The organism is Rhizobium indicum, assembly GCF_005862305.2.
Lineage (GTDB): Bacteria > Pseudomonadota > Alphaproteobacteria > Rhizobiales > Rhizobiaceae > Rhizobium > Rhizobium indicum.
In genome coordinates this window covers 3912840-3933649 of sequence record NZ_CP054021.1, presented here as the reverse complement: position 1 = coordinate 3933649, position 20810 = coordinate 3912840, and the positions used below count along the sequence as shown (strand labels likewise).

Here is a 20810-nt window from a genome sequence, read left to right as displayed (position 1 = left end):
ACTTGTCTCAAGCCAGGGTGTAGGCGGTCTTGACGGTTGTGTAGAATTCGGCGGCGTACTTGCCCTGCTCGCGCGGGCCGTAGGACGAACCCTTGCGGCCGCCGAACGGCACGTGGAAATCGACGCCTGCCGTCGGCAGGTTGACCATCACCATGCCAGCCTCGGAATTGCGCTTGAAGTGCGTCGCATGTTTCAGGCTGGTGGTGGCGATGCCGGCCGAAAGGCCGAACGGCGTGTCGTTGGCGATGGCAAGCGCCTCGTCGTAATCCTTCGCCCGGATTACCGAGACCACAGGCCCGAAGATCTCCTCGCGCGAAATGCGCATCTGGTTGGTCGCTTCGGTAAACAGCGTCGGCTGCAGGTAGAAGCCGGGCGTGTCGCGCGAGATCACCTCTCCGCCGAAGGCAAGTTTGGCGCCTTCCGACTTGCCGATCTCGATATAGTCGGTATCGGTCTTCAACTGCCGCTCATCGACGACAGGTCCGATATGAGTGCCCGCCTTCAGCGCGTTGTCGACGACGAGTGTCTTCAGCTTGTCGGTGAGTGCTGCGACGAACTTGTCGTGAATGCCTTCGGTGACGATCAGGCGCGAGGAAGCGGTGCAGCGCTGGCCGGTCGAGAAGAAGCCGGAATTGGCGGCGGCCTCGACGGCGACGTTGAGATCGGCATCGTCAAGCACGACCATCGGGTTCTTGCCGCCCATTTCCAGCTGGAACTTGCGGTTATGCTCGATGGAGGCGGCGGCGACGCGCCTGCCGGTGCCGGTGGAACCGGTGAAGGTGATGCCGTGAACGTCGGGGCTTTCGAGCATGGCCTGGCCGACGACCGAGCCCTTGCCCATGACGAGGTTCAGCACGCCCTTCGGCAGGCCGGCGCGGTTGAGGATATCGACGATCGCCCAGGAACAGGCGGGCACCAGTTCGGCCGGCTTGAAGACGATGGTGTTGCCGTAGCAGAGCGCCGGCGCGATCTTCCAGGCGGGAATGGCGATCGGGAAGTTCCACGGCGTGATGATGCCGATGACACCGAGCGCCTCGCGGGTGATTTCGACGCCGATATTCGGGCGAACCGACGGAATGACTTCACCGGCCAGCCGCAGCGCTTCACCGGCGAAGAATTCGAAAATCTGCGACGCGCGGATCACCTCACCGGTGGCTTCCGGCAGCGTCTTGCCTTCTTCGCGGGCAAGCAGCGCGCCCAGTTCGTCCTTGCGCGCCATGATCTCGTCGCCCGTCTTCTTCAGGATGACGTGGCGCTCCCAGATGCCCGAGCGCGACCAGGCCGGGAAGGCGGCCTTGGCGGCGGCGATGGCGTTTCTCGTGTCATCAGCGCTGCCGTCGGCATAGAGGCCGACGACTTCATTCGTATCCGACGGGTTGATGTTCTTCGTCGCATTCGAGCCGACCCATTCGCCGGCGATCAGATTTTGATAAATGGTCATGGGCTTAACAAGCCTCCTTTACCGTTTACGAGCAAAGAGCCGGCCGCCGAATGCGGCCAGGTCTTGAATTCAGAGCTGCCTGACGGCGATCTCTTCCTCGGCGGCCACCTTCAGCGGGTTGCGGAGCGCCAGGCCGAATTCGGCAACTTCGATCTCGAAGACGTCGCCCTCTTCGGTCTTGACGCCGTCGGCAAAGGAAAGGGTCGCCGTGCCGAACATATGGACATGAACATCGCCCGGAGCACGGAAGAGGCCATATTTGAAATGGTGATATTCCAGATTGGCGAAGGTGTGCGACATGTTCGCCTCACCTGATAGGAACGGCTTTTCGAAGATCACCTTGTCGCCGCGCTTGATGCGCGAAGTGCCGCGAATATCCTCAGGCGCCGCGCCGACGCGGATTTCCGGGCCGAAGCTGGCCGGGCGCAGCTTCGAATGGGCGAGATAGAGATAGTTGATCCGCTCGGTAACGTGATCGGAAAATTCGTTCGACAGCGCAAAACCGATACGGAAGGGCGAGCCGTCCTTGGCGATCACGTAGATGCCGGCCATCTCCGGCTCCTCGCCGCCGTCGAGCGCGAAGGAAGGCGAGATGAGCGGCGCGCCGGGGGCTGCGGCGCCATGGCCGTTGCCCTTGTAGAACCATTCGGGCTGGACGCCCTTTTCGCCGGCCTTCGGCTTGCCGTTCTCGAGACCCATCTTGAACATCTTCATCGAGTCCGTGAGGGTTTCCTCGGCGGCTTCGGTGGTCTTCTTGTGCATGGAATCGCGCGTTGCCGCCGAGCCCAAATGTGTCAGGCCGGTGCCGGTCAGATGCAGGTGCGCGGCATCTGGATGGGTGATCGGCGGAAGGAAGCGGCCTTCCGCATAGGCCTTTTCAAGATCGACGGCATCGCCGTAGCCATGGGCTTCGATGACCGAGGCAAGAGACTTGCCGCCGTCTGCGGCTTCCATCGCCAGCGCATAGACGCTGACGGCGTTCTTGACCGACCTTGCAGCGCCGCCCTGCTCACGCACGGCGACGATGATCTCTCCGTTTGCACCCTTGATCTGTGAAATAAGCACGTCTTCGATCCTTCTCGTTTCGGCGAAGACAGGAAAAAGCTCCGCCTGTCCGGCTCCATCAGGAGCCGGAATCCATCATTCATAGGACTGCGAATGCCTGGCTGGCGCCTTGAGGCGCTCAGCCCTTGTTCTTGTTGTAAACGTCGAAGAACACTGCGGCGAGAAGCACGAGGCCCTTCACCATCTGCTGGAAGTCGATGCCGAGCCCGACGATCGACATCCCGTTATTCATGACGCCCATGATGAACGCGCCGATGACCGCGCCGGTGATCTTGCCGACGCCGCCGGACGCCGAGGCGCCGCCGATGAAGCAGGCCGCAATGACGTCGAGCTCGAAACCGACGCCGGCCTTCGGCGTTGCCGAGTTCAGGCGAAGCGCGATGATCATGCCGGCAAGGCCTGCAAGCACGCCCATATTGACGAAGGTGTAGAAGCTCAGCCGCTCGGTATTGATGCCTGAAAGCTTGGTCGCCTTCGAATTGCCGCCCATGGCATAGATGCGACGGCCGATCGTGGTCCGGCGGGTGATGAAGGCGTAGATCGCAATCAGCACCAGCATGACGACGAGAACGTTCGGCAGGCCCTTATAGGTGGAGAGCAGATAGCCGATCCACAGGATTGCGAGCGAAACGACCAGGTTCTGGACGATGAAGAAACCCATCGGCTCGACATCGATGCCGTGGTCTTCGTTCACCTTGCGGCGACGCCAGGCGAGGTAGAAGAGGATCACAGGCAGGATCACGGTCAGGATCAGCGAGGTCGACTGCACGGGTGTGCCGGCAATGTCGATCATGTCGCCCGGCAGGAAGCCGGTGCTGATGACCTGGAACTCCTTCGGGAACGGACCGATATTCTTGCCGTTCAGAACCGTCAGCGTCAGGCCGCGGAAAACAAGCATGCCGGCAAGCGTCACGATGAACGACGGAATGCGGTGATAGGCGATGAAATAGCCCTGCGCCGCGCCGATGATGCCGCCCACGATCAGGCAGATCAGGCCGGCAAGCCAGAAATTCATGCCCCATGACACGGTGAAGATCGCCGCGAGCGCACCAACAAAGGCGACGATCGAGCCCACCGACAGGTCGATATGGCCGGCGACGATGACGAGCAGCATGCCGAGCGCCATGATGACGATGAAGGAGTTCTGCAGAACAAGGTTCGTCAGGTTGACCGGCTTGAAGAGAATGCCGCCGGTATAGAACTGGAAGAACACCATGATCGCGACGAGTGCGATGAGCATGCCGTATTCACGAATATTGCCGCGGATATAATCGGCAACGGAAACGACGTTGCTATGCTCGGTTGTCGGGTTGACCGGAGTCATTGTCTCTTCTCCCCTGAGCGCATGATAGCGCGCATGATAGTTTCCTGGCTTGCTTCTCCCTTCGGCAGTTCCGCGACGATGCGTCCTTCGTTCATCACGTAGATGCGGTCACATGTGCCAAGCAGTTCGGGCATTTCCGATGAGATCATCAGAACGCCCTTTCCATCGGCGGCAAGCTGGTTGATGATAGTATAGATTTCGTACTTTGCGCCAACGTCGATACCGCGGGTCGGCTCGTCGAGGATCAAAATATCTGGATCGGAAAACAGCCACTTCGACAGCACGACCTTCTGTTGGTTGCCGCCCGAAAGATTGACCGTTTCCTGGAAGACGCCAGAGGAGCGGATGCGCAGCTTCGACCGGTAATCGGTCGCGACCTTCATCTCCTTGATGTCGTCGATGACGCTATTGCTCGAAATCCCATTGAGATTGGCAAGCGTCGTATTGTGCAGAATGCTGTCGCTGAGCACGAGACCGAGTTGCTTGCGGTCCTCGGTGACATAGGCAAGACCGGCGTCGATCGCCTTGCGCACAGTGCTGACATCGACAGCCTTGCCATTGACGAAGACCTCGCCGCTGACTTTGTGGCCATAGGATTTGCCGAAGACGCTCATCGCGAATTCGGTGCGGCCAGCCCCCATGAGACCGGCAATGCCGACGACCTCGCCCTTGCGGACATTGACGTTGATGTCGTGCAGCACTTGGCGGTCGCGGTGCTGCTGGTGATAGGCGTTCCAGTTCTTCACTTCGAAGATCGTCTCGCCGATCGGCACGGAGCGCGGCGGATAGCGGTCGGCCAGATCTCGGCCCACCATGTTCTTGATGATGATGTCTTCGCTGATCTCGTCCGTGTGACAGTCGAGCGTCTTGACGGTCATGCCGTCGCGCAGGACGGTGATCTGGTCGGCGACCTTGCGGATCTCGTTCAGCTTGTGGGAAATGATGATCGAAGTGATGCCCTGGTTGCGGAACTCGATCAGCAGATTGAGCAGCGCGTCCGAGTCCTTTTCATTGAGCGAAGCGGTAGGTTCGTCGAGGATGAGCAGCTTGACGCTCTTTGACAGCGCCTTGGCGATCTCGACGAGCTGCTGCTTGCCGACGCCGATGTCGGTGACCAGCGTGTTCGGAGATTCCCGCAGACCCACCTTGGTCAGCAGCTTCTTCGTGCGGTTGAACGTCTCTTCCCAGCTGATGACGCCGTTCTTGGCATTCTCGTTGCCGAGGAAGATGTTCTCGCCGATCGAAAGCAGCGGCACGAGCGCCAGTTCCTGGTGGATGATGACGATGCCGATTTCTTCGGAATCCTTGAGGACTTTGAAGTTGCGCGTCTCGCCTTCATAGACGATGTCGCCTTCATAACTTCCTGTCGGATAGACGCCTGATAGCACTTTCATCAGGGTCGATTTGCCGGCCCCGTTTTCGCCCACCAATGCGTGGATCTCACCCTGGCGAACCTTGAGGTTCACGTTCTCCAGCGCCTTGACGCCCGGGAACGTCTTGGTGATGCTCCGCATTTCGAGGATGGTATTGTCCATAGTCAAAGTTCCAGCGCCTCCAGCCGTCGAGCGGCTAGGCGATCATAAAATCGAAGACCGGAACCCGCAAGCGCGGGTTCCGGTCCCTCTCATTACTTCAGCTTGTCTTCGGTGTAGTAACCGCCGTCGACGAGGATCTGCTTGTAGTTGGTCTTGTCGACGGCAACCGGCTTCAGCAGATAGGACGGAACGATCTTGACGCCGTTGTCGTAGGTCTTCGTGTCGTTGACCTCGGGCTCCTTGCCGGACATGACGGCATCGACCATGGCAACGGTGACCTTGGCGAGTTCGCGGGTGTCCTTGAAGACCGTCGAGTGCTGTTCGCCAGCAATGATCGACTTGACCGACGGAACTTCAGCGTCCTGACCGGAAACAACCGGGAGCGGCTGGTCCGGAGTACCGTAGCCGACGCCCTTCAGCGACGAGATTATGCCGATGGACAGACCGTCATAGGGAGACAGGACGGCATTGACCTTGGCGTCGGTGTAGTTCGCCGAGAGCAGGTTGTCCATGCGGGCCTGGGCCGTTGCAGCGTCCCAACGCAGCGTGCCGACCTTGTCCATGCCGGTCTGGCCGGACTTCACGACGAGCTTGCCGCTGTCGATGTAAGGCTGCAGAACCGACATTGCGCCGTCATAGAAGAAGAAGGCGTTGTTGTCGTCCGGCGAACCGCCGAACAGTTCGATGTTGAACGGGCCCTTGCCGTCCTTGACGCCGAGGGCGTCGACGATGGAGCCAGCCTGCAGAACGCCGACCTGGAAGTTGTCGAAGGTGGCGTAGTAGTCGACGTTGGCCGAGTCGCGGATCAGGCGGTCGTATGCGATCACCTTGATGTTGGCGTCATGAGCCTTCTGGAGAACGTCGGAAAGCGTCGTGCCGTCGATCGAAGCGATGACGAGAACCTTGGCACCCTTGGTGACCATGTTTTCGATCTGCGAAAGCTGGTTCGGAATATCGTCGTCAGCATACTGCAGGTCGGTCTTGTAGCCAGCGGCCTCGAGCTGCTTGACGATGTTGTTGCCGTCGTCGATCCAGCGAGCCGAAGACTTCGTCGGCATCGCGATGCCGACAAGCCCCTTGTCCTGCGCCATTGCCGGCATAACGAACGAAGCGACGCCGAAGGCAGCCGCAGCCATCAATGAGATAATGGATTTCATTTCTCTCTCCCTTGTTAATAGAGCAGCGGACGAAAAATCGCCCGCCCCGAAACTGTGGCAGGTTCCGTATTGGATAGTTACTTCAGATGGTGAGAAACGAAGTAGGTCTCCTCCACGATCTCACACGTGTTGAGTGCCAACCAGCACACGGCGGCAAACTGGTATGGATTCCTATAACTGTCAAATAGAATAAGTGGTAATATGCATAACAATTTTGGTATATCGTTAAAAAGTATTACTTTTGATGGAGCGCAGTGAGGAGGCTGCAACCATGACGATTGTTTCTGAGCCATTTTCGATGGATCACGTCGATATCCACAGCGATAATTTCGGCGATGACAGCCTGTTACGCGCAGGACTTAAGCTGAATCACCTGCGCATGATCGTCGCAATCGAAGATAGCGGACAGATTTCCGCCGCAGCCGAGGTTCTGAACATTTCGCAGCCTGCCGCGTCGCGGATGTTGTCCGAAATGGAATCGATCACCAAGACGTCGCTCTATGAGCGCGTGGCCCGCGGCGTGGTGCTGACGACCTTCGGCGCAGCGCTTGCTCGAAGGGCTCGGAAGATCCTCCTGGAGCTGCGCGAGGCGAGCCGCGAGATCGGTGAATTGAAAAGCGGCAAGGGCGGCTCGGTCTTCATCGGCGCAGTGACGGCGCCGGCCATGAGCCTCGTCGTGCCGGCAATCAACAAGGTGCGCAAGGCCTATCCCGGCATTGAGATCAACATCCAGGTGGAGACGAGCAACGTGCTTGCCCGCGAGCTGCTCGCCGCCCGCCATGACTTCATCATCGGCCGCATTCCCGATGATCTCAATCCGCGCCTGTTCGAGGTGAAGGAGATCGGCATCGAACGGGCTTGCCTGATCGTGCGCAGCCGCCATCCGCTCATGAAGCAAAAGACGAGCAGCCTCGCCGAGGTCAGGGATTACGACTGGGTGTTCCAGCCGCCGGGTACGCTGCTGCGCCGCACGATCGAGGACGTCTTCCTGTCGCGTGGCGTGGCGTTGCCCGAAAACATCGTCAACACCTCCTCGCTGCTTTTGACCTGTGCCATCATCTGCGAAACCGATGCGATCGCTCCCGTCGCCGTCGATGTCGCGCAGTTCCTTGCAAGCCAGGGCTCGAAGGCTTCCGATGTGCGCATGCTGCCGATCGATTTCGACATCAACGTCAAGCCCTACAGCATGATCACCGCCAGAGAACGGGCGCTGCCGCCGAGTGCAAGGCTGCTCTACGACATCATCCTCGAGGAGAGCCGCAAGCAGGCCGGCTGACGACAGCCGCAAGCCCTGCGCCATCTTGCTCTCTTTTAATACGCCTCGAGCAATTCCAGCAAAAGTGTGTAGCGGTTTTGCGTCCGGAATTGCGTGAACAAGGAGATAGAGCATTTCCGTGGTTCGAAGAAAAAGCGGAAATGCTCTCAAGGAAGGCGGGATGCTGTTCGGGCAGTCGGTATTTCAATCAGTCCTCGAGCGGCTGAAGGCGGAGGACGAGACGGACGAAGGCGCCGAGGCGCCGGCGGCCCATCGGGTGCCGGGCCTTGCGACCGGGCTTGCCTTCGATGTCATGGAAGGTGTCTCGGCCGCCTCACAACGCGTCGGCCAGGCCTATTTCGACAATCTGGATCTCGATCCCGCCGCCGCGCTCGCGGAGGAACCGGCGTCTGCGCCTCCACCCGAGCCCGTCATGCCGGACCATCTCGCCCGCATCGCTCCGGAAGAGATCGCTGCGGAACTGGCGATCGTTGCCGCCGATACCCAACAGACACTGAACGAGAAGCGGCGCGCCTTTGCCAAGGCCAATCATCCTGATGGCGTCGCAGAGCCTTTCCGCGACAATGCCAACAGGCGCATGATGATCGCCAATCTGCTGATCGACGAGGCGATGCGCCGCCTGTCGCACAGCTGAAGCTTTCTCGCGAACGCAGGCAAACATTCCGAGGCTTTGGAAGAGCCGCCGTTTCCGGCTCGATTCGCGAGCTCTATATGGGCTGTTTTTCCTGCGCTTCAACCGGTGCTCATGGTGCTCAGTCTGATTCTTTCGCGCTCGGGTAGCAGAGAAATATGCTGCTTTTTACTACCGGCAATAGCGTATTTCGGGACCCCCGTAGACCATGCCTACGCCCTTGTCGGTAGGACCTAGCGCAATTTAGCGAAATTGAATGCGATACAACCCAGTGTAACATAGGGCGGTGTAAATGTTTTCAGGAGAGCGCCGACATGTCATCTACGGAAGATCCGAAGCTACCACGCAATACTGCGCGCAGACATTTTCTAGGTGTAGCCGCAGCCGCCGGAGCTCGTCTTGCCGGCGTGGCCGCCTTGGCCACAGCAATTACCACCTCTCCGGCCAACGCGCTGGGGCGGCTTTGGGGACGGGGCGGCACCGGTGGAAACGGCGGCTCTGGCGGGGGCGGTGGCTCAGGCGGAAGTGGTGGCTCCAGTGGCGGTGGCGGCAGCGGGAGCGGCCCACAATGTTTCCTGCGGGGAACGGCGATCCTCACGGATTGCGGTGAGAAGCCTGTCGAGGATCTGCGCATCGGCGATCGCATTGCCCTTCCTGACGGTAGCACCCGTCCGGTAAAGTGGGTCGGCCGCCAAAGTTTCAAGAAGAGCGGCGCGCGCTGGCAGAAGGACGTCGTGCCGATCCGGGTTTCCCGCCACGCACTGGACGGGCACACACCTCATTCGGATCTCTATCTGTCGCCTGGCCATGCGCTGCACCTGAACGGCATTCTGATCCAGGTGAAGGACCTCGTGAACGGCAAGACGATTGCATCGGTCACTCCCGCCGCCGACGTATCGATCGAGTACTATGCCGTCATGCTCGATACGCACGAAGCTATCCTTGCCGAAGGTGCTGAGGCCGAGTCCTTCCATCTGAAGAACAGCAATCACGAGAACTTCTGCAATTTTCCAGAGTACGAGCGCCTCTATGGCAAGGAACGCATCGTGATGACATCCTTTGCGCCGTTGCTGGGAGGTGGCTGGTCACATTTGAAAGCGCTTCTCCTGCTCGGCGTTTCGCCGCTGGTCCCGATGCACGATCCATTCGGGGATGCCTGCGAAAAGATCGACGCGAAAGCCAAGGAACTGTCACTCTGACAGGACGGGAATGCGCCGGAGATCGGGCTGGCTGCACGCGAAGCCGTGCGTCGGTTTTGCGATCGTATCAAACAAAAACGTCAAGCGTGGCGCGCATCGGAAAGATCGCGCCACGCTTCGATTATTCGGCCCTCTTCTCTTCGACTACTGCCGCTCGTCCCCGCCCGCGTCATCGGGTGTGACTACTGCCGCCGTGTCCGGTGAAGGCCCAGATCAGCATATAGAGACACCCACACCGCCGGCCAGCACCCCCGACGGTATTGCCTCTGCCCTTCCTCGACAACGCGACGAAGCGGATGATGCTCGCCAATCTGCTGATCGACGAAGCGCTGCGGCGAATCGCCTGCTGATTATTCCGCCTGCCCGTCCTTGGAAGGCTTTTCAGCGGTCGCCGCAGGCCCTTCTTCTTCCTCGGCGTCAGGCTGCGCGGCCGGCTCGGTGGCTGGTGGCTGCGGCTTGAAGGTCCAGAACAATATATAGAAGGAATAGGCGCCCGCCCCGCCCGCGAGCACGCCCCAGAACGGATCGCCGGTGACGAACTCGACCACGGCCCAGCCGAAGCAGACGGCAACGATGGCAACTCGCACCCAAAGGCGCCGGTATGCCGGATGGTTCGGATCGATCAGCTGCATCTTTACCCCGCGGTCGGATATGTCGCACTGCCCTCGGCCTGTGCCGCGCTTGTCTCTAAAGCCTTTCCTGGCCAGATTAAAGTATTCTGTTGGCTCAAACGGTATCGAATGTTCGAGAAGCCGGCTCCAGCAGAACGCTTCAATCCGAGCCGGAAATGCTCTGGTTCGAATCTTGCAAATGTGAAAGATCCGAGGCCTTGACGCGACGCAGAGAAGGTGGAATGAAAATTCCAGAAATTTGACAATTCGGTTTATTTGTTCCGAATTCAAGGGAGGTTGGAATGACAGTGAGATTTGGTCTTCTTGGCGCCGGCCGCATCGGCAAGGTTCATGCGAAGGCTGTCAGCAGCGACGCCAATGCAAAGCTCGTCGCGGTCGCCGACGCCTTTCCGCAGGCAGCTGAAGCCATCGCCTCCGCCTATGGCTGCGAGGTCCGCACCATCGAGGCGATCGAAGCCACCAAGGATATCGACGCCGTCGTCATCTGCACGCCGACGGATACCCATGCCGACCTGATCGAGCGCTTCGCCCGCGCCGGCAAGGCGATCTTCTGCGAAAAGCCGATCGATCTCGACGTCGCCCGCGTCAAGGCCTGCATCAAGGTGGTGGAAGAGACCGGCGCCAAGCTGATGGTCGGCTTCAACCGCCGCTTCGACCCGCATTTCATGGCTGTCCGCAAGGTCATCGACGAAGGCAAGATCGGCGATGTCGAGATGGTGACGATCACCTCGCGCGATCCCGGCGCCCCGCCGGTCGACTATATCAAGCGGTCGGGCGGTATCTTCCGCGACATGACGATTCACGATTTCGACATGGCCCGCTTCCTGCTCGGCGAAGAACCGGTGTCGGTTTTCGCGACCGCTGCTGTTCTCGTCGACAAGGCGATTGGCGAAGCTGGCGACTACGACAGCGTTTCGGTGATCCTGCAGACCGCATCCGGCAAGCAGGCGATCATCTCCAACTCCCGCCGCGCCACCTATGGCTATGACCAGCGTATCGAGGCACACGGCTCCAAGGGCCTCGTCTCGGCCGAGAACCAGCGTCCTGTTTCGATCGAAGTCGCCAACGGCGACGGCTATACCCGCCCGCCGCTGCATGATTTCTTCATGACCCGCTACACCGAAGCCTATGCCAACGAGATCGCCAGCTTCATTTCGGCGATCGAGAAGGGCTCTAAGATCTCTCCATCAGGCGCCGATGGTCTCGCAGCGCTGGCACTCGCCGATGCCGCGGTCCAGTCCGTCAAGGAAGGCAAGCTCATCAAGATCGGCTGACGGCCCTCTCCGGACCGGAAGCCATGCATGAGATGGCCGGGCGCTTGCCCGGCCATTTCGCGTTTCAGAGATCTTTTGGTGAACGGCGTGCTGCGACGCCCCCCTCTGGCCTGCCGGCCATCTCCCCCACAGGTGGGGAGTGGGCGCGCGCTCGCCCGACAACAGGCATCACAGCACGACGAAACGCTAGACGGGCGGCAAGGTTTAGCCACTTGTGATCTCCCCACCTGTGGGGGAGATGGCCGGCAGGCCAGAGGGGGCTGGCACGGCACACCCCTCAAAGTCGCATACTACCGCATACTACCGACTGGCCCGTTGCTGCTGCAATCACCACACGTCGGTTGAAAGAAACCCTCACCCCGATTCCTGAATAATCGCCGATGCCTGGATTCCCTGAACGCCCGACAGAACGATATCCTCGTCGATCACCGACAGCGCCCGGTTCAGATGTCCTTCGAAGACGAGAATCTGCTCGTCGGCCACCACCCTGATCTCGGGCATGCCCTCCATGCGCACGATATGCGATTGGCCGAGACCCTCTTCGATCCCTTGCCGAAGCAGGTCGTAATAACGCGTGCCCGGCCCGGTGATGGCGATCGGCATGCGCTCCGTCAGGCTCAGCATGCGCGACAGCCCGTTGCCGAGCGCCAGCCCCGCCTGGCGGAAGGCAAAGGCGGGGACGCGGTGGCCCTGGCGCGCCTTTGCGGCGATCTTGTCCAGTTCCGCCACCGGCACGAACTTTGCCGGGATCGTATCGAGCGGCACTTCGAAGGCACTGCGCAGGATCGCGTAGAAACCGGCATAGGCCTCGATGCAGCCACGTGTGCCGCAGCGGCAGAGCCCGCCATTGGCCATGTGCAGCATGTGCCCGAAATTGGGTGCCGATATTTCCTGGCCCGTCTGGTTCCCGCGCCTGACGATGCCGAGCCCGACGCTATGGCCGAGCGAAAGGGCGGCGAGCGAGCGGAAATCGGCGCCCTTCAAGATCTCCTCACGCGCGCCGAGCGCTGCCGCGACCAGCAGCGTCTCGTTGTCGAGGATCACCTTGGCCTGCCATTCCGGCCGGAGTGCTGATTCGAAATCGATCTGCTCGCTGCCGAAGATCGGCGACCAGACGAGAACCGGCTCGGTGGAATTGACCAGCCCCTTGCTGCTGATCGAGATCAGCAGCACCTTTTCTTGGCTGATCTTCGAGCGATCGAGAATCCGCAAAAGCCCGGCCCGCACCGCCGCGACAAAGCGGACGGCACCCGCAGGATCATGGGAACGTTCCTCGCTGAAGCGGTCGATCAGCTTGCCGGCATAATCGACCAGCGAATATTGCACCGCATCCGAGGAGATGATGACGACGATGAGATAGCCGCAATCGCGCCGCTGGCGCAGCAGCACGCGCGGCCGGCCGCGGCCGCTTGCCGGCTGCTGTTCCGATTTTTCTATGACCTGGGCTTTTTCCAGCTCAGTGGTGATCGCCGAGATGGTGGCCGATGACAGCCCGGTGGAATCGGATATTTCGGTATGCGCGAGCGCACCGTGGCGACGCAGCACGGACAGCACGAGCACGCTGTTTCTCTGCCGGACCAGCTCCGTGCTCGACTTGGTCAGCATGAATGCCGCCCTCTCCTCCTGCTTGCTCTTCCCGTGGTTTCCACTGCATCTCCAGCCGCTGTTTCGCAAGGAAATTAAGCCGGCAGTGCAGTGTTGACAGTTGAAAAAATCTCTGACACTAAATTTCTCGACTGTCGAGAAAAAAATCCGAACCTTTCTCGACAGCTATTCGCGGTGGCCGGAGGAAGCATGGGCTGGGCCGGTCGCAATCCACTCGGGAGGACATTATGAAGTCTATTTTGAAATTGATGGCGGGTGCTGCCATCCTCGTTTCCGTGCATACCGCTGCCATGGCTGCCGATCTCGTCGTCGGTGTTTCCTGGTCGAATTTCCAGGAAGAACGCTGGAAGACGGACGAAGCCGCCATCAAGAAGGCTCTCGAAGCCAAGGGCGCCAAGTATATTTCCGCTGACGCGCAGTCTTCTGCCGCAAAGCAGCTGACCGACGTCGAATCGCTGATCTCGCAGGGCGCCAACGCGCTGATCATTCTCGCCCAGGACTCCGATGCGATCGGCCCGGCCATCGAAAAGGCCGCCGCTGAAGGCATCCCCGTCGTCGGCTATGACCGCCTGATCGAAAACCCGGCTGCCTTCTACATCACCTTCGACAACAAGGAAGTCGGCCGCCTGCAGGCTGAAGGCGTTTTCAAGGCCAAGCCGGAAGGCAATTACGTCTTCATCAAGGGCTCGTCTTCCGATCCGAACGCAGACTTCCTGTTCTCGGGCCAGCAGGAAGTGCTGAAGGCCGCTATCGACGCCGGCAAGATCAAGAACGTCGGCGAAGCCTATACCGACGGCTGGCTGCCGGAGAACGCTCAGCGCAACATGGAGCAGTTCCTGACCGCCAACAACAACAAGGTTGACGCCGTCGTCGCTTCCAACGACGGCACTGCCGGCGGCGCCATCGCGGCGCTCGACGCGCAGGGTCTGGCCGGCTCCGTTCCGGTTTCCGGCCAGGACGGTGACAAGGCAGCCCTCAACCGCATCGCTCTCGGCACGCAGACGGTTTCCGTCTGGAAGGACAGCCGCGAACTCGGCCAGCGCGCCGCTGAAATCGCTCTCGACCTCGCCGGCGGCAAGGACATGAGCAAGATCGACGGCGCCCAGGCTTTCAAGGGCGGCCCCAAGGGCGTCGAAATGCAGTCGGTCTTCCTGAAGCCGCTTGCGATCACCAAGGAAAACCTGAACGTCGTCATCGACGCCGGCTGGATCTCCAAGGCGGAAGCGTGCCAGGGCGTCAAGGCCGACAGCGTCGCTGCCTGCAAGTAAGCCAAGGGCTGTGAACTGAAATTGCCGGCGCCGCAGCGGAACACCGCTGCGGCGCCGGATGCGGATGAGAATTCCAACGACGAAGTTTTCTCCGCCTCGCCGCACCATCGCGGGTTTTCATTCCCTGCCGGAAGGGTGTCGCGACGCCACGCGACCGGTTTCCGGAAGCATCGCGATGGTGAGTTGAAGAACAGACGCATGACGCCGATGGCAGCCTCTAGCATGCCGGCGCGTCCGTCCAAACAAAGTGGGGGAACGGCAAACCCATGGCCGAAATGGTAAAATCCACAACATCAAGCGGACCGCGAGCGGCGGAAGCCAGTCCGGTGACCCGCTTCTTCCGCGCCACCGAGATCGACACGCGCCTGCTCGGCATGATCGGCGCGCTGATCATCATCTGGATCGGTTTCCACATCATCACCGGCGGCCTCTTTCTGACTCCGCGCAATCTCTGGAACCTCTCGGTCCAGACGACCGACATCGCCGTCATGACGACGGGCATGGTGCTGATTATCGTCACCCGCAACATCGACCTCTCGGTCGGTTCCGTGCTCGGCCTCTGCGGCATGATCATGGGCGTGACGCAGGCCAAGATCCTGCCGGAATATATCGGCTTCGACAGCCCCTTCACCTGGGCGATCACGCTGCTGGTCGGATTGGCGGCAGGTTGCCTGATCGGCGCCTTCCAGGGCATCATCATCGCCTTCCTCAACGTTCCCTCCTTCATCGTCACGCTCGGCGGCCTGCTCGTCTGGCGCGGCGCGACCTGGCTCGTCACCAGCGGCCAGACGGTTGCCCCGATGGACCAGACCTTCCGCATCATGGGCGGCGGGGCTGAGGGCTCGATCGGCGCCACCTGGAGCTGGATCGTTGGCATCTGTGCCTGCCTCTTCGTCATCGCAAGCATCGTCGGCTCACGCCGGCAGCGCCGCCGCTTCGGTTTTCCGCGCCGGCCGATGTGGGCTGAATATTTCCTCGCCATCCTGAGCTGCGTGCTTATCCTCGGCGCGGTCTGGATCGCCAACAGCTATTACTGGCCGATCAACATCGCCAAGAAATATGCCGAGACCAACAATATTCCCTGGCCCGAGACCGGCCTGGATATCCCCTACGGTATCGCCGTGCCGGTGCTGATCGCCATCGTCGTCGGCATCATCATGACCTTCATCGCGACAAGGCTGCGCTTCGGCCGCTACGTCTTCGCAATCGGCGGCAACCCCGAAGCGGCCGAGCTCGCCGGTATCAAGACCCGCTGGGTCACCGTGCGCATCTTCGCGCTGATGGGTATTTTGGCCGCTATCGCGGCCGCGATTTCCACCGCGCGCCTCAACGCCGCGACGAACTCGCAGGGTACGCTCGACGAGCTCTATACCATCGCCGCCGCCGTCATTGGCGGAACGTCGCTGGCAGGCGGCACCGGCACCATCGCCGGCGCCATGCTCGGCGCGCTCGTCATGCAGTCGCTGCAGTCGGGCATGGTGCTCGCGCATGTCGATACGCCGCTGCAGAGCGTCGTCGTCGGCACCGTCCTTGTCGTGGCGGTCTGGCTCGACACCGTCTACCGCGCCCGTGCCAAGTGAGAGGAGCCCCAGACATGGCTGATCAACGCACTCCCCTCGTGGAACTGAAAAACATCTCGATCTCCTTCGGCGGCATTCACGCCGTGGACAATGCCTCGGTCGATCTCTACCCGGGCGAAGTCGTGGCCTTGCTCGGCCACAACGGCGCCGGCAAGTCGACGCTCATCAAGATCCTCTCCGGCGCCTACAAGCGCGATGGCGGCGAGATCATGATCAACGGCGAGCCTGCCGACATCCGCAATCCGCGCGATGCCAAGAAATACGGCATCGAGACGATCTACCAGACGCTCGCCGTCGCCGACAATGTCGACGCCGCCGCCAATCTCTATCTCGGCCGCGAGCTGAAGACCCGCTGGGGCACGCTCGACGACGTCGCGATGGAGGCCTCGGCCCGCGAGGTGATGGGGCGCCTCAACCCCAACTTCAAGCGCTTCAAGGAGCCGGTGAAGGCGCTTTCGGGCGGCCAGCGGCAATCGGTGGCGATCGCCCGTGCGATCCTCTTCAACGCCCGCATCCTGATCATGGACGAGCCGACGGCAGCCCTCGGCCCCCAGGAGACGGCGCAGGTCGGCGAGCTGATCAAGCAGCTGAAGAAGGAAGGCATCGGCATCTTCCTCATCAGCCACGACATCCACGACGTCTTCGACCTCGCCGACCGCGTCTCGGTCATGAAGAACGGCCAGGTGGTGGGCCACGCCCGCACCGAGGATGTGACCAAGGACGAAGTCCTCGGCATGATCATCCTCGGCAAGGTGCCGCCAAAGGCAATCCCCGGCCCAGGCGCCATGCAGATCTGACCGCCGCAAGGCAACAGCCCGCGACAACAACACTCCGCCGCCCGCAAGGCCGGCGGAGTTTTTTTATGTAGCGTTCCCCAGGCTGACGGATAAAAAGACCCTGGAAACTACAAGCACCCGTATTTCTGAGAATTTCGCGATTGAAGCCAGCCGCAAGCTAGGCTAAGAACCACCCATCGGACAGGCGATTCAAACCGCCTTCGGCATGCACCCGTAGCTCAGCTGGATAGAGTGTTGGATTCCGATTCCAAAGGTCACAGGTTCGAATCCTGTCGGGTGCGCCACCGTTTTGAAGACTGCCCCTAGCCATAAAATGCGCCTAGTAAGCCCGCGTAGGTTTGCGCCTACGGGCAGAGGTTTGGTATTTTTTCCGCGATAGCTCAGCGCCTGAGCCTTTTAAGGGCAGCAGAGCAACATCTTCCCCCCAAGGCGGCGTAAATGGCAGGTCAACCAATGCTGGGTTGCGGAGCGTTATCCCTCCCGCTGCATGACATCAGTGCCGTAAGACTGTACATTCCATTCGAAGCACTTGCCGTTTACTCGGGATTTGTCACAGATGTCCTCTTCGCCCACCACCAGACGACTGATGGCCATCCTGACGGCGGACGTTGTCGGTTATTCGCGCATGATGGAAGCCGACGAAGAAGGAGCCCTGGCAAGCGTGAGTCGCTTGCAAGAAGAGATCCTCAAGCCTCGAATCCTCAAGAGTGGCGGTCGGACAATCAAAGTTATGGGTGATGGCCTACTCTCGATATTCGAAAGCCCGGCCGTCGCCATCTCGACGGCGTTGCAGGTACAGCATCTGCTGGCCAGCGAGGCTGTAGCTGCCAGTGGCACCGATCCTCTTCGAATTCGAATTGGTATAAACTACGCCGAGGTCATGATCACTCAGGACGATGTGTTCGGCGACGGCGTGAATGTTGCGGCGCGCCTCGAACAACACGCGTTACCGGATGGCATCTGCATCTCAGAAACAACGCACGACATCCTTCCAGAGGAATTGCAGCGGCTGTTTGTAGATGGAGGACTGCTACATCTGAAAAATATTTCCAGGCCGGTGCGTGCATGGCATTGGCCTCGCACTCCCACAATAGAGCAGTCAATTCGAACCGTCGTCGCCGTCCTTCCCTTCCAAAGCGCAGATGAAGCAGCGAACGAGTTCCTCGTCGACGGCTTTACTGAGGACATCATCTCCGGTCTGGCAAGATTCAGGAGCCTGTCGGTGATTGCGGTGTCCTCAGCGTTTGCGTTCCGTGATCGCTCGGAGGGTTTAAAGGAAGTTGGGCGCAAGCTCGCCGCCAACTATCTCGTAACAGGCAACATGCGTCCGGTCGGGAGACGAGGTTCGGATCACGGTACGGATGATCCAAGCCGACACGGAGCGGTTGGTCTGGTCTGAGAAATATCAGCGGCAAGCGGCAGATATCTTCAGCATCCAGGACGAGATCGTGAAAATGATTGTCGCAAATCTCGCGGGCCAAATCGAAAGCTGTGATTATCGAGAGTCCATCCGGCGACCGCCGACCAGCCTCGCTGCTTACGAATATTATCTGCGAGGGCTCGTGCATCTCAGAGGCTACGAGCCGGATGACAACGTCAAGGCAGTGGAGATGTTCGAAGCAGCGGTTGCGGGCGACGGAGGCTTTGCACTGGCACACTCTCATCTTGCATTGGCGAGGATAGCGGTCGGCGGCTATTCCAACGCGCCGGCGGCTGTACTTCGCGACGGGATCGCCCTCGCTCGTCATGCCGTAAAGTTAGACGAGGGAGAGGCTGGCGCCCATCGTGTACTCGGGCTCGCTCACCTTTACTTGAAGGATTTTGACAACTCCGAGAGAGAATTCCGCCTGGCATATAAGCTCAATTCCAGTGACGCCCATGCATTGGTCCAGCTCGGCGGACTTCTGGCAAGGCGAAACCGTATGGACGAAGCGCTTCCCTTGGTCGAAGAAGGGATGCGGCTCAACCCCTACCCGCCTCACTGGTATCACGCAGTTTTGGGTAATCTTCTCTATTTTAAGGGCGACTACGAGCAGGCCCTAGCGGCGCTAAAGCAGCTACCGAACCCCGGAAAGTATACCAGCACCCGAATGATCGCCTGCTTGTCTATGGCGGGCCGCTCCCAGGAAGCTGCCGCACTTGCCAAAAGCGTTCGCGAAAATCATCCAGATCTGACGATCGGGGAGTTTTTGGCGCGAGGGATCGTTGTCGAAACTGCCGAACAGACTGAGAAATTCAAACAGGGCCTGTTGGGAACGGGATTGCCGGAGTGATAGGACGTCGATGGCCACGTCCAGCGGCGGGCCGCGAGGCTTGTTGGTACCGTCGAAGGCCTTGTGAAGAGGCAGGCGAAGCTTGCAGTGCTGCATTAGAGCTGTTCCAGTCCAGATCGACTTTTCCGCGAATGAGCTTGGGTGGCGCCTACCGTGCTCGGGGCCACGCGAACGTCGCACGATGACTTGATCTGGCAAACGCGCTTCGCACCGCCTTTCCCCGGCGTCGTTTCGGGTGATGCCGGCTAGAAGATCGTCGCGTCCTCTTCCCGCTCTTGAAATCGACACTATCATCGGCTATCTACAATTTATCGGCGTTGCTGGTGAGCGCTCCACGTGAGTGTTCGCGACTGCCGAAGTCGCTTATCTGCTTTTGACCACGGATGTACTGGCACTGGTGTGGAGAGCGATGTCGAGAAGGTCGGTGCGGTTTCGCCCCGGCCTTTTTTGTTGCCTGTCTATCAGCGCGAAGCTCCCGGCCAATTGTTCAATGGCTCTTCCGGCTCTACTCTTGGACGATCGTCAGCAGGGCATGCAAACGGATCGAGGGACGGATTGATTGATGGTGTCACCTTGGCACTGACATCGACGAATTATTGCGAGTGAGTCGGACTTCGGTCCGATGGTAGACAGCAATCTCTCTGCTAATTTCCGTTCCGCTGAGACTGCAAAACTCAGCACGAAAAGGGTGTCTGCCCCTGATCCGGAGCACCCTTTTCAAACTCTTTTTCGGGAATCCCCCTTAACCCTCGGCACCGACGGTTCGCGGGCGGCCAATCTCCCGATTGATCATGGGCATAGGTAATCTGTCGGAGCATCTTGCGTGCGATGGTGTTGCCAGTTCCATCGCATCTTAAGCAGGCCGTCGTCAAAGTCGAAGTCTGTCATTTCCTCGGCTTCCTCGCGAATTTGAACGCCCAGACCGCCAGGATTTGACCAGCCCGTGGTCGGCTCTTCAACCGGACAGTTCCACGGCATAGCTCATCGATACGGCTCTGCTTGTGACCATTGACGATGGCAGTGAGCGTGGCGGTCAGATAGGTCGGCGGATCGACGGCATTGAGTTTGCAGGTCTCCATGAGAGAAGCGATGGTCGCCCAGTTCTCCTGCCCCTGCCCTCGCCTTCAAATCGAACTTAGAACGGTCGCGCGCGCGAGCAACACGTCTTCGAGCAAGATCAATCCTGGTTTGGTAACGGCTTACCCTCGTAGCGCACGCGAAAATTCCTCCTGTGAAAATCCTGCTCGAAGCAGACGAAGACGAGTTCCAGGTCATTGGCGCTGTCACGCTTCCCAAGGAGACTGAGCGTGACAACGATAACGCCGCTGTATCCGCGCGTCAGGCGGAAAGCGGCGTTGCGGATGTCAGTCCCTTCTGGATCCTTCCGGTCTTCGCGGCGCTCATAGATGACCCAGAAGCGGGCAGCATCCCAAGTCTGCCGTAGGATTTGGCTGACCTCTGCCTTGAACTCTTCGGCATGCATTGCCGGACCCCAAGACAATGCCGTCTCGCCCGCATCGCTAACTACATTGAGGTAACCGTCACATTGGTAAACGCCTGACAGTGACCGTTCGATCATCTCGAATGCGGAGTTTTCGCTGATTGTGGTTTTGAAGAGAATTGCCATGGAATCGATGCGTTTCACTAACGACCTGTCGGTGAGACGACGAGACTACAGGGCGTCGCATGGGCGAGCAATGGTGACTTAATTGTCGGGTATCCGAGTCCGCCGCATCGTTCCGGAAATCTGCCT

The 20810-nt window shown here is 59.9% G+C and carries 17 protein-coding genes, 1 tRNA gene and 1 pseudogene; 10 read left to right on the top strand and 9 right to left on the bottom strand.

The window, feature by feature from the left end:
• Nucleotides 1-7 precede the first annotated feature (7 nt).
• The 5 genes from FFM53_RS19020 to chvE all read right to left on the bottom strand — a co-directional run bounded on the left by FFM53_RS19020 (nt 8) and on the right by chvE (nt 6522).
• Nucleotides 8-1441, bottom strand: a complete 1434-nt coding sequence (locus tag FFM53_RS19020) for an aldehyde dehydrogenase family protein (RefSeq protein WP_011653083.1) — start codon at nt 1439-1441, stop codon at nt 8-10.
• Nucleotides 1442-1510: 69 nt separating this feature from the next.
• Complete coding sequence (gene araD1, locus FFM53_RS19015; RefSeq protein WP_011653084.1) at nt 1511-2506, bottom strand: AraD1 family protein; 996 nt, start codon at nt 2504-2506, stop codon at nt 1511-1513.
• 118 nt (nt 2507-2624) lie between these two features.
• On the bottom strand, nt 2625-3830 hold the full coding sequence (gene mmsB / locus FFM53_RS19010) for a multiple monosaccharide ABC transporter permease (RefSeq protein ID WP_011653085.1): 1206 nt from the start codon (nt 3828-3830) through the stop codon (nt 2625-2627).
• The gene (gene mmsA, locus FFM53_RS19005) at nt 3827-5365 is read right to left on the bottom strand and encodes a multiple monosaccharide ABC transporter ATP-binding protein (protein ID WP_003542034.1); all 1539 of its coding nucleotides are present in this window, start codon (nt 5363-5365) and stop codon (nt 3827-3829) included. Before mmsA ends, mmsB begins: the two co-directional genes overlap by 4 nt.
• 92 nt (nt 5366-5457) lie before the next feature.
• Nucleotides 5458-6522 carry a multiple monosaccharide ABC transporter substrate-binding protein gene (gene chvE / locus FFM53_RS19000; RefSeq protein ID WP_029872335.1) on the bottom strand — a complete coding sequence of 355 codons (1065 nt, stop codon included), beginning with the start codon at nt 6520-6522 and terminating at the stop codon, nt 5458-5460.
• A gap of 271 nt (nt 6523-6793) precedes the next feature.
• On the opposite strand from chvE, the gene FFM53_RS18995 reads away from it, so the two are divergent.
• The 3 genes from FFM53_RS18995 (at nt 6794) to FFM53_RS18985 (ending at nt 9628) form a co-directional block, all read left to right on the top strand.
• Entirely contained in the window at nt 6794-7798 is a 1005-nt protein-coding gene (locus tag FFM53_RS18995) for a LysR family transcriptional regulator (RefSeq protein ID WP_129421650.1), read from the top strand.
• A 160-nt stretch (nt 7799-7958) separates the two neighbouring features.
• Complete coding sequence (locus FFM53_RS18990; protein WP_138386852.1) at nt 7959-8432, top strand: hypothetical protein; 474 nt, start codon at nt 7959-7961, stop codon at nt 8430-8432.
• Nucleotides 8433-8743: 311 nt separating this feature from the next.
• Nucleotides 8744-9628, top strand: a complete 885-nt coding sequence (locus FFM53_RS18985) for a Hint domain-containing protein (RefSeq protein WP_138330292.1) — start codon at nt 8744-8746, stop codon at nt 9626-9628.
• Nucleotides 9629-9978: 350 nt separating this feature from the next.
• On the opposite strand, the gene FFM53_RS18980 is transcribed toward FFM53_RS18985, so the two are convergent.
• The gene (locus tag FFM53_RS18980; protein WP_003542043.1) at nt 9979-10260 is read right to left on the bottom strand and encodes a hypothetical protein; all 282 of its coding nucleotides are present in this window, start codon (nt 10258-10260) and stop codon (nt 9979-9981) included.
• Nucleotides 10261-10541: 281 nt separating this feature from the next.
• Here FFM53_RS18980 and iolG point away from each other — a divergent pair, with 281 nt between their 5' ends.
• Nucleotides 10542-11534, top strand: coding sequence for an inositol 2-dehydrogenase (gene iolG, locus FFM53_RS18975; RefSeq protein WP_138386851.1), 993 nt, complete (start codon nt 10542-10544; stop codon nt 11532-11534).
• A 354-nt stretch (nt 11535-11888) separates the two neighbouring features.
• On the opposite strand, the gene FFM53_RS18970 is transcribed toward iolG, so the two are convergent.
• Entirely contained in the window at nt 11889-13139 is a 1251-nt protein-coding gene (locus tag FFM53_RS18970; protein WP_138386850.1) for an ROK family transcriptional regulator, read from the bottom strand.
• A gap of 227 nt (nt 13140-13366) precedes the next feature.
• Between FFM53_RS18970 and xylF the strand changes: the two genes are divergently transcribed.
• The 6 genes from xylF to FFM53_RS36365 all read left to right on the top strand — a co-directional run bounded on the left by xylF (nt 13367) and on the right by FFM53_RS36365 (nt 19057).
• The gene (gene xylF / locus FFM53_RS18965) at nt 13367-14407 is read left to right on the top strand and encodes a D-xylose ABC transporter substrate-binding protein (RefSeq protein WP_011653094.1); all 1041 of its coding nucleotides are present in this window, start codon (nt 13367-13369) and stop codon (nt 14405-14407) included.
• Between the two features lie 266 nt (nt 14408-14673).
• A complete protein-coding gene (locus FFM53_RS18960; RefSeq protein WP_012758585.1) occupies nt 14674-15987 on the top strand; it encodes a sugar ABC transporter permease in 1314 nt (437 codons plus the stop codon).
• A 14-nt stretch (nt 15988-16001) separates the two neighbouring features.
• Entirely contained in the window at nt 16002-16784 is a 783-nt protein-coding gene (locus FFM53_RS18955; protein WP_138386849.1) for an ATP-binding cassette domain-containing protein, read from the top strand.
• 207 nt (nt 16785-16991) lie between these two features.
• Nucleotides 16992-17068, top strand: a tRNA-Arg gene (locus FFM53_RS18950).
• 302 nt (nt 17069-17370) lie between these two features.
• Nucleotides 17371-18183: an adenylate/guanylate cyclase domain-containing protein gene (locus FFM53_RS36370; protein WP_246413004.1), complete on the top strand. Its 813-nt coding sequence runs from the start codon at nt 17371-17373 to the stop codon at nt 18181-18183.
• On the top strand, nt 18146-19057 hold the full coding sequence (locus tag FFM53_RS36365; protein WP_246413002.1) for a hypothetical protein: 912 nt from the start codon (nt 18146-18148) through the stop codon (nt 19055-19057). The genes FFM53_RS36370 and FFM53_RS36365 overlap by 38 nt, the downstream gene beginning before the upstream one ends.
• A 957-nt stretch (nt 19058-20014) precedes the next feature.
• On the opposite strand, the pseudogene FFM53_RS18940 reads toward FFM53_RS36365, so the two are convergent.
• Together FFM53_RS18940 and FFM53_RS18935 are read right to left on the bottom strand one after the other, a co-directional pair.
• A pseudogene (locus tag FFM53_RS18940) lies at nt 20015-20169 on the bottom strand (transposase domain-containing protein); the annotation flags it as partial.
• Between the two features lie 65 nt (nt 20170-20234).
• A complete protein-coding gene (locus FFM53_RS18935) occupies nt 20235-20684 on the bottom strand; it encodes a hypothetical protein (RefSeq protein WP_138387479.1) in 450 nt (149 codons plus the stop codon).
• Nucleotides 20685-20810 lie beyond the last annotated feature (126 nt).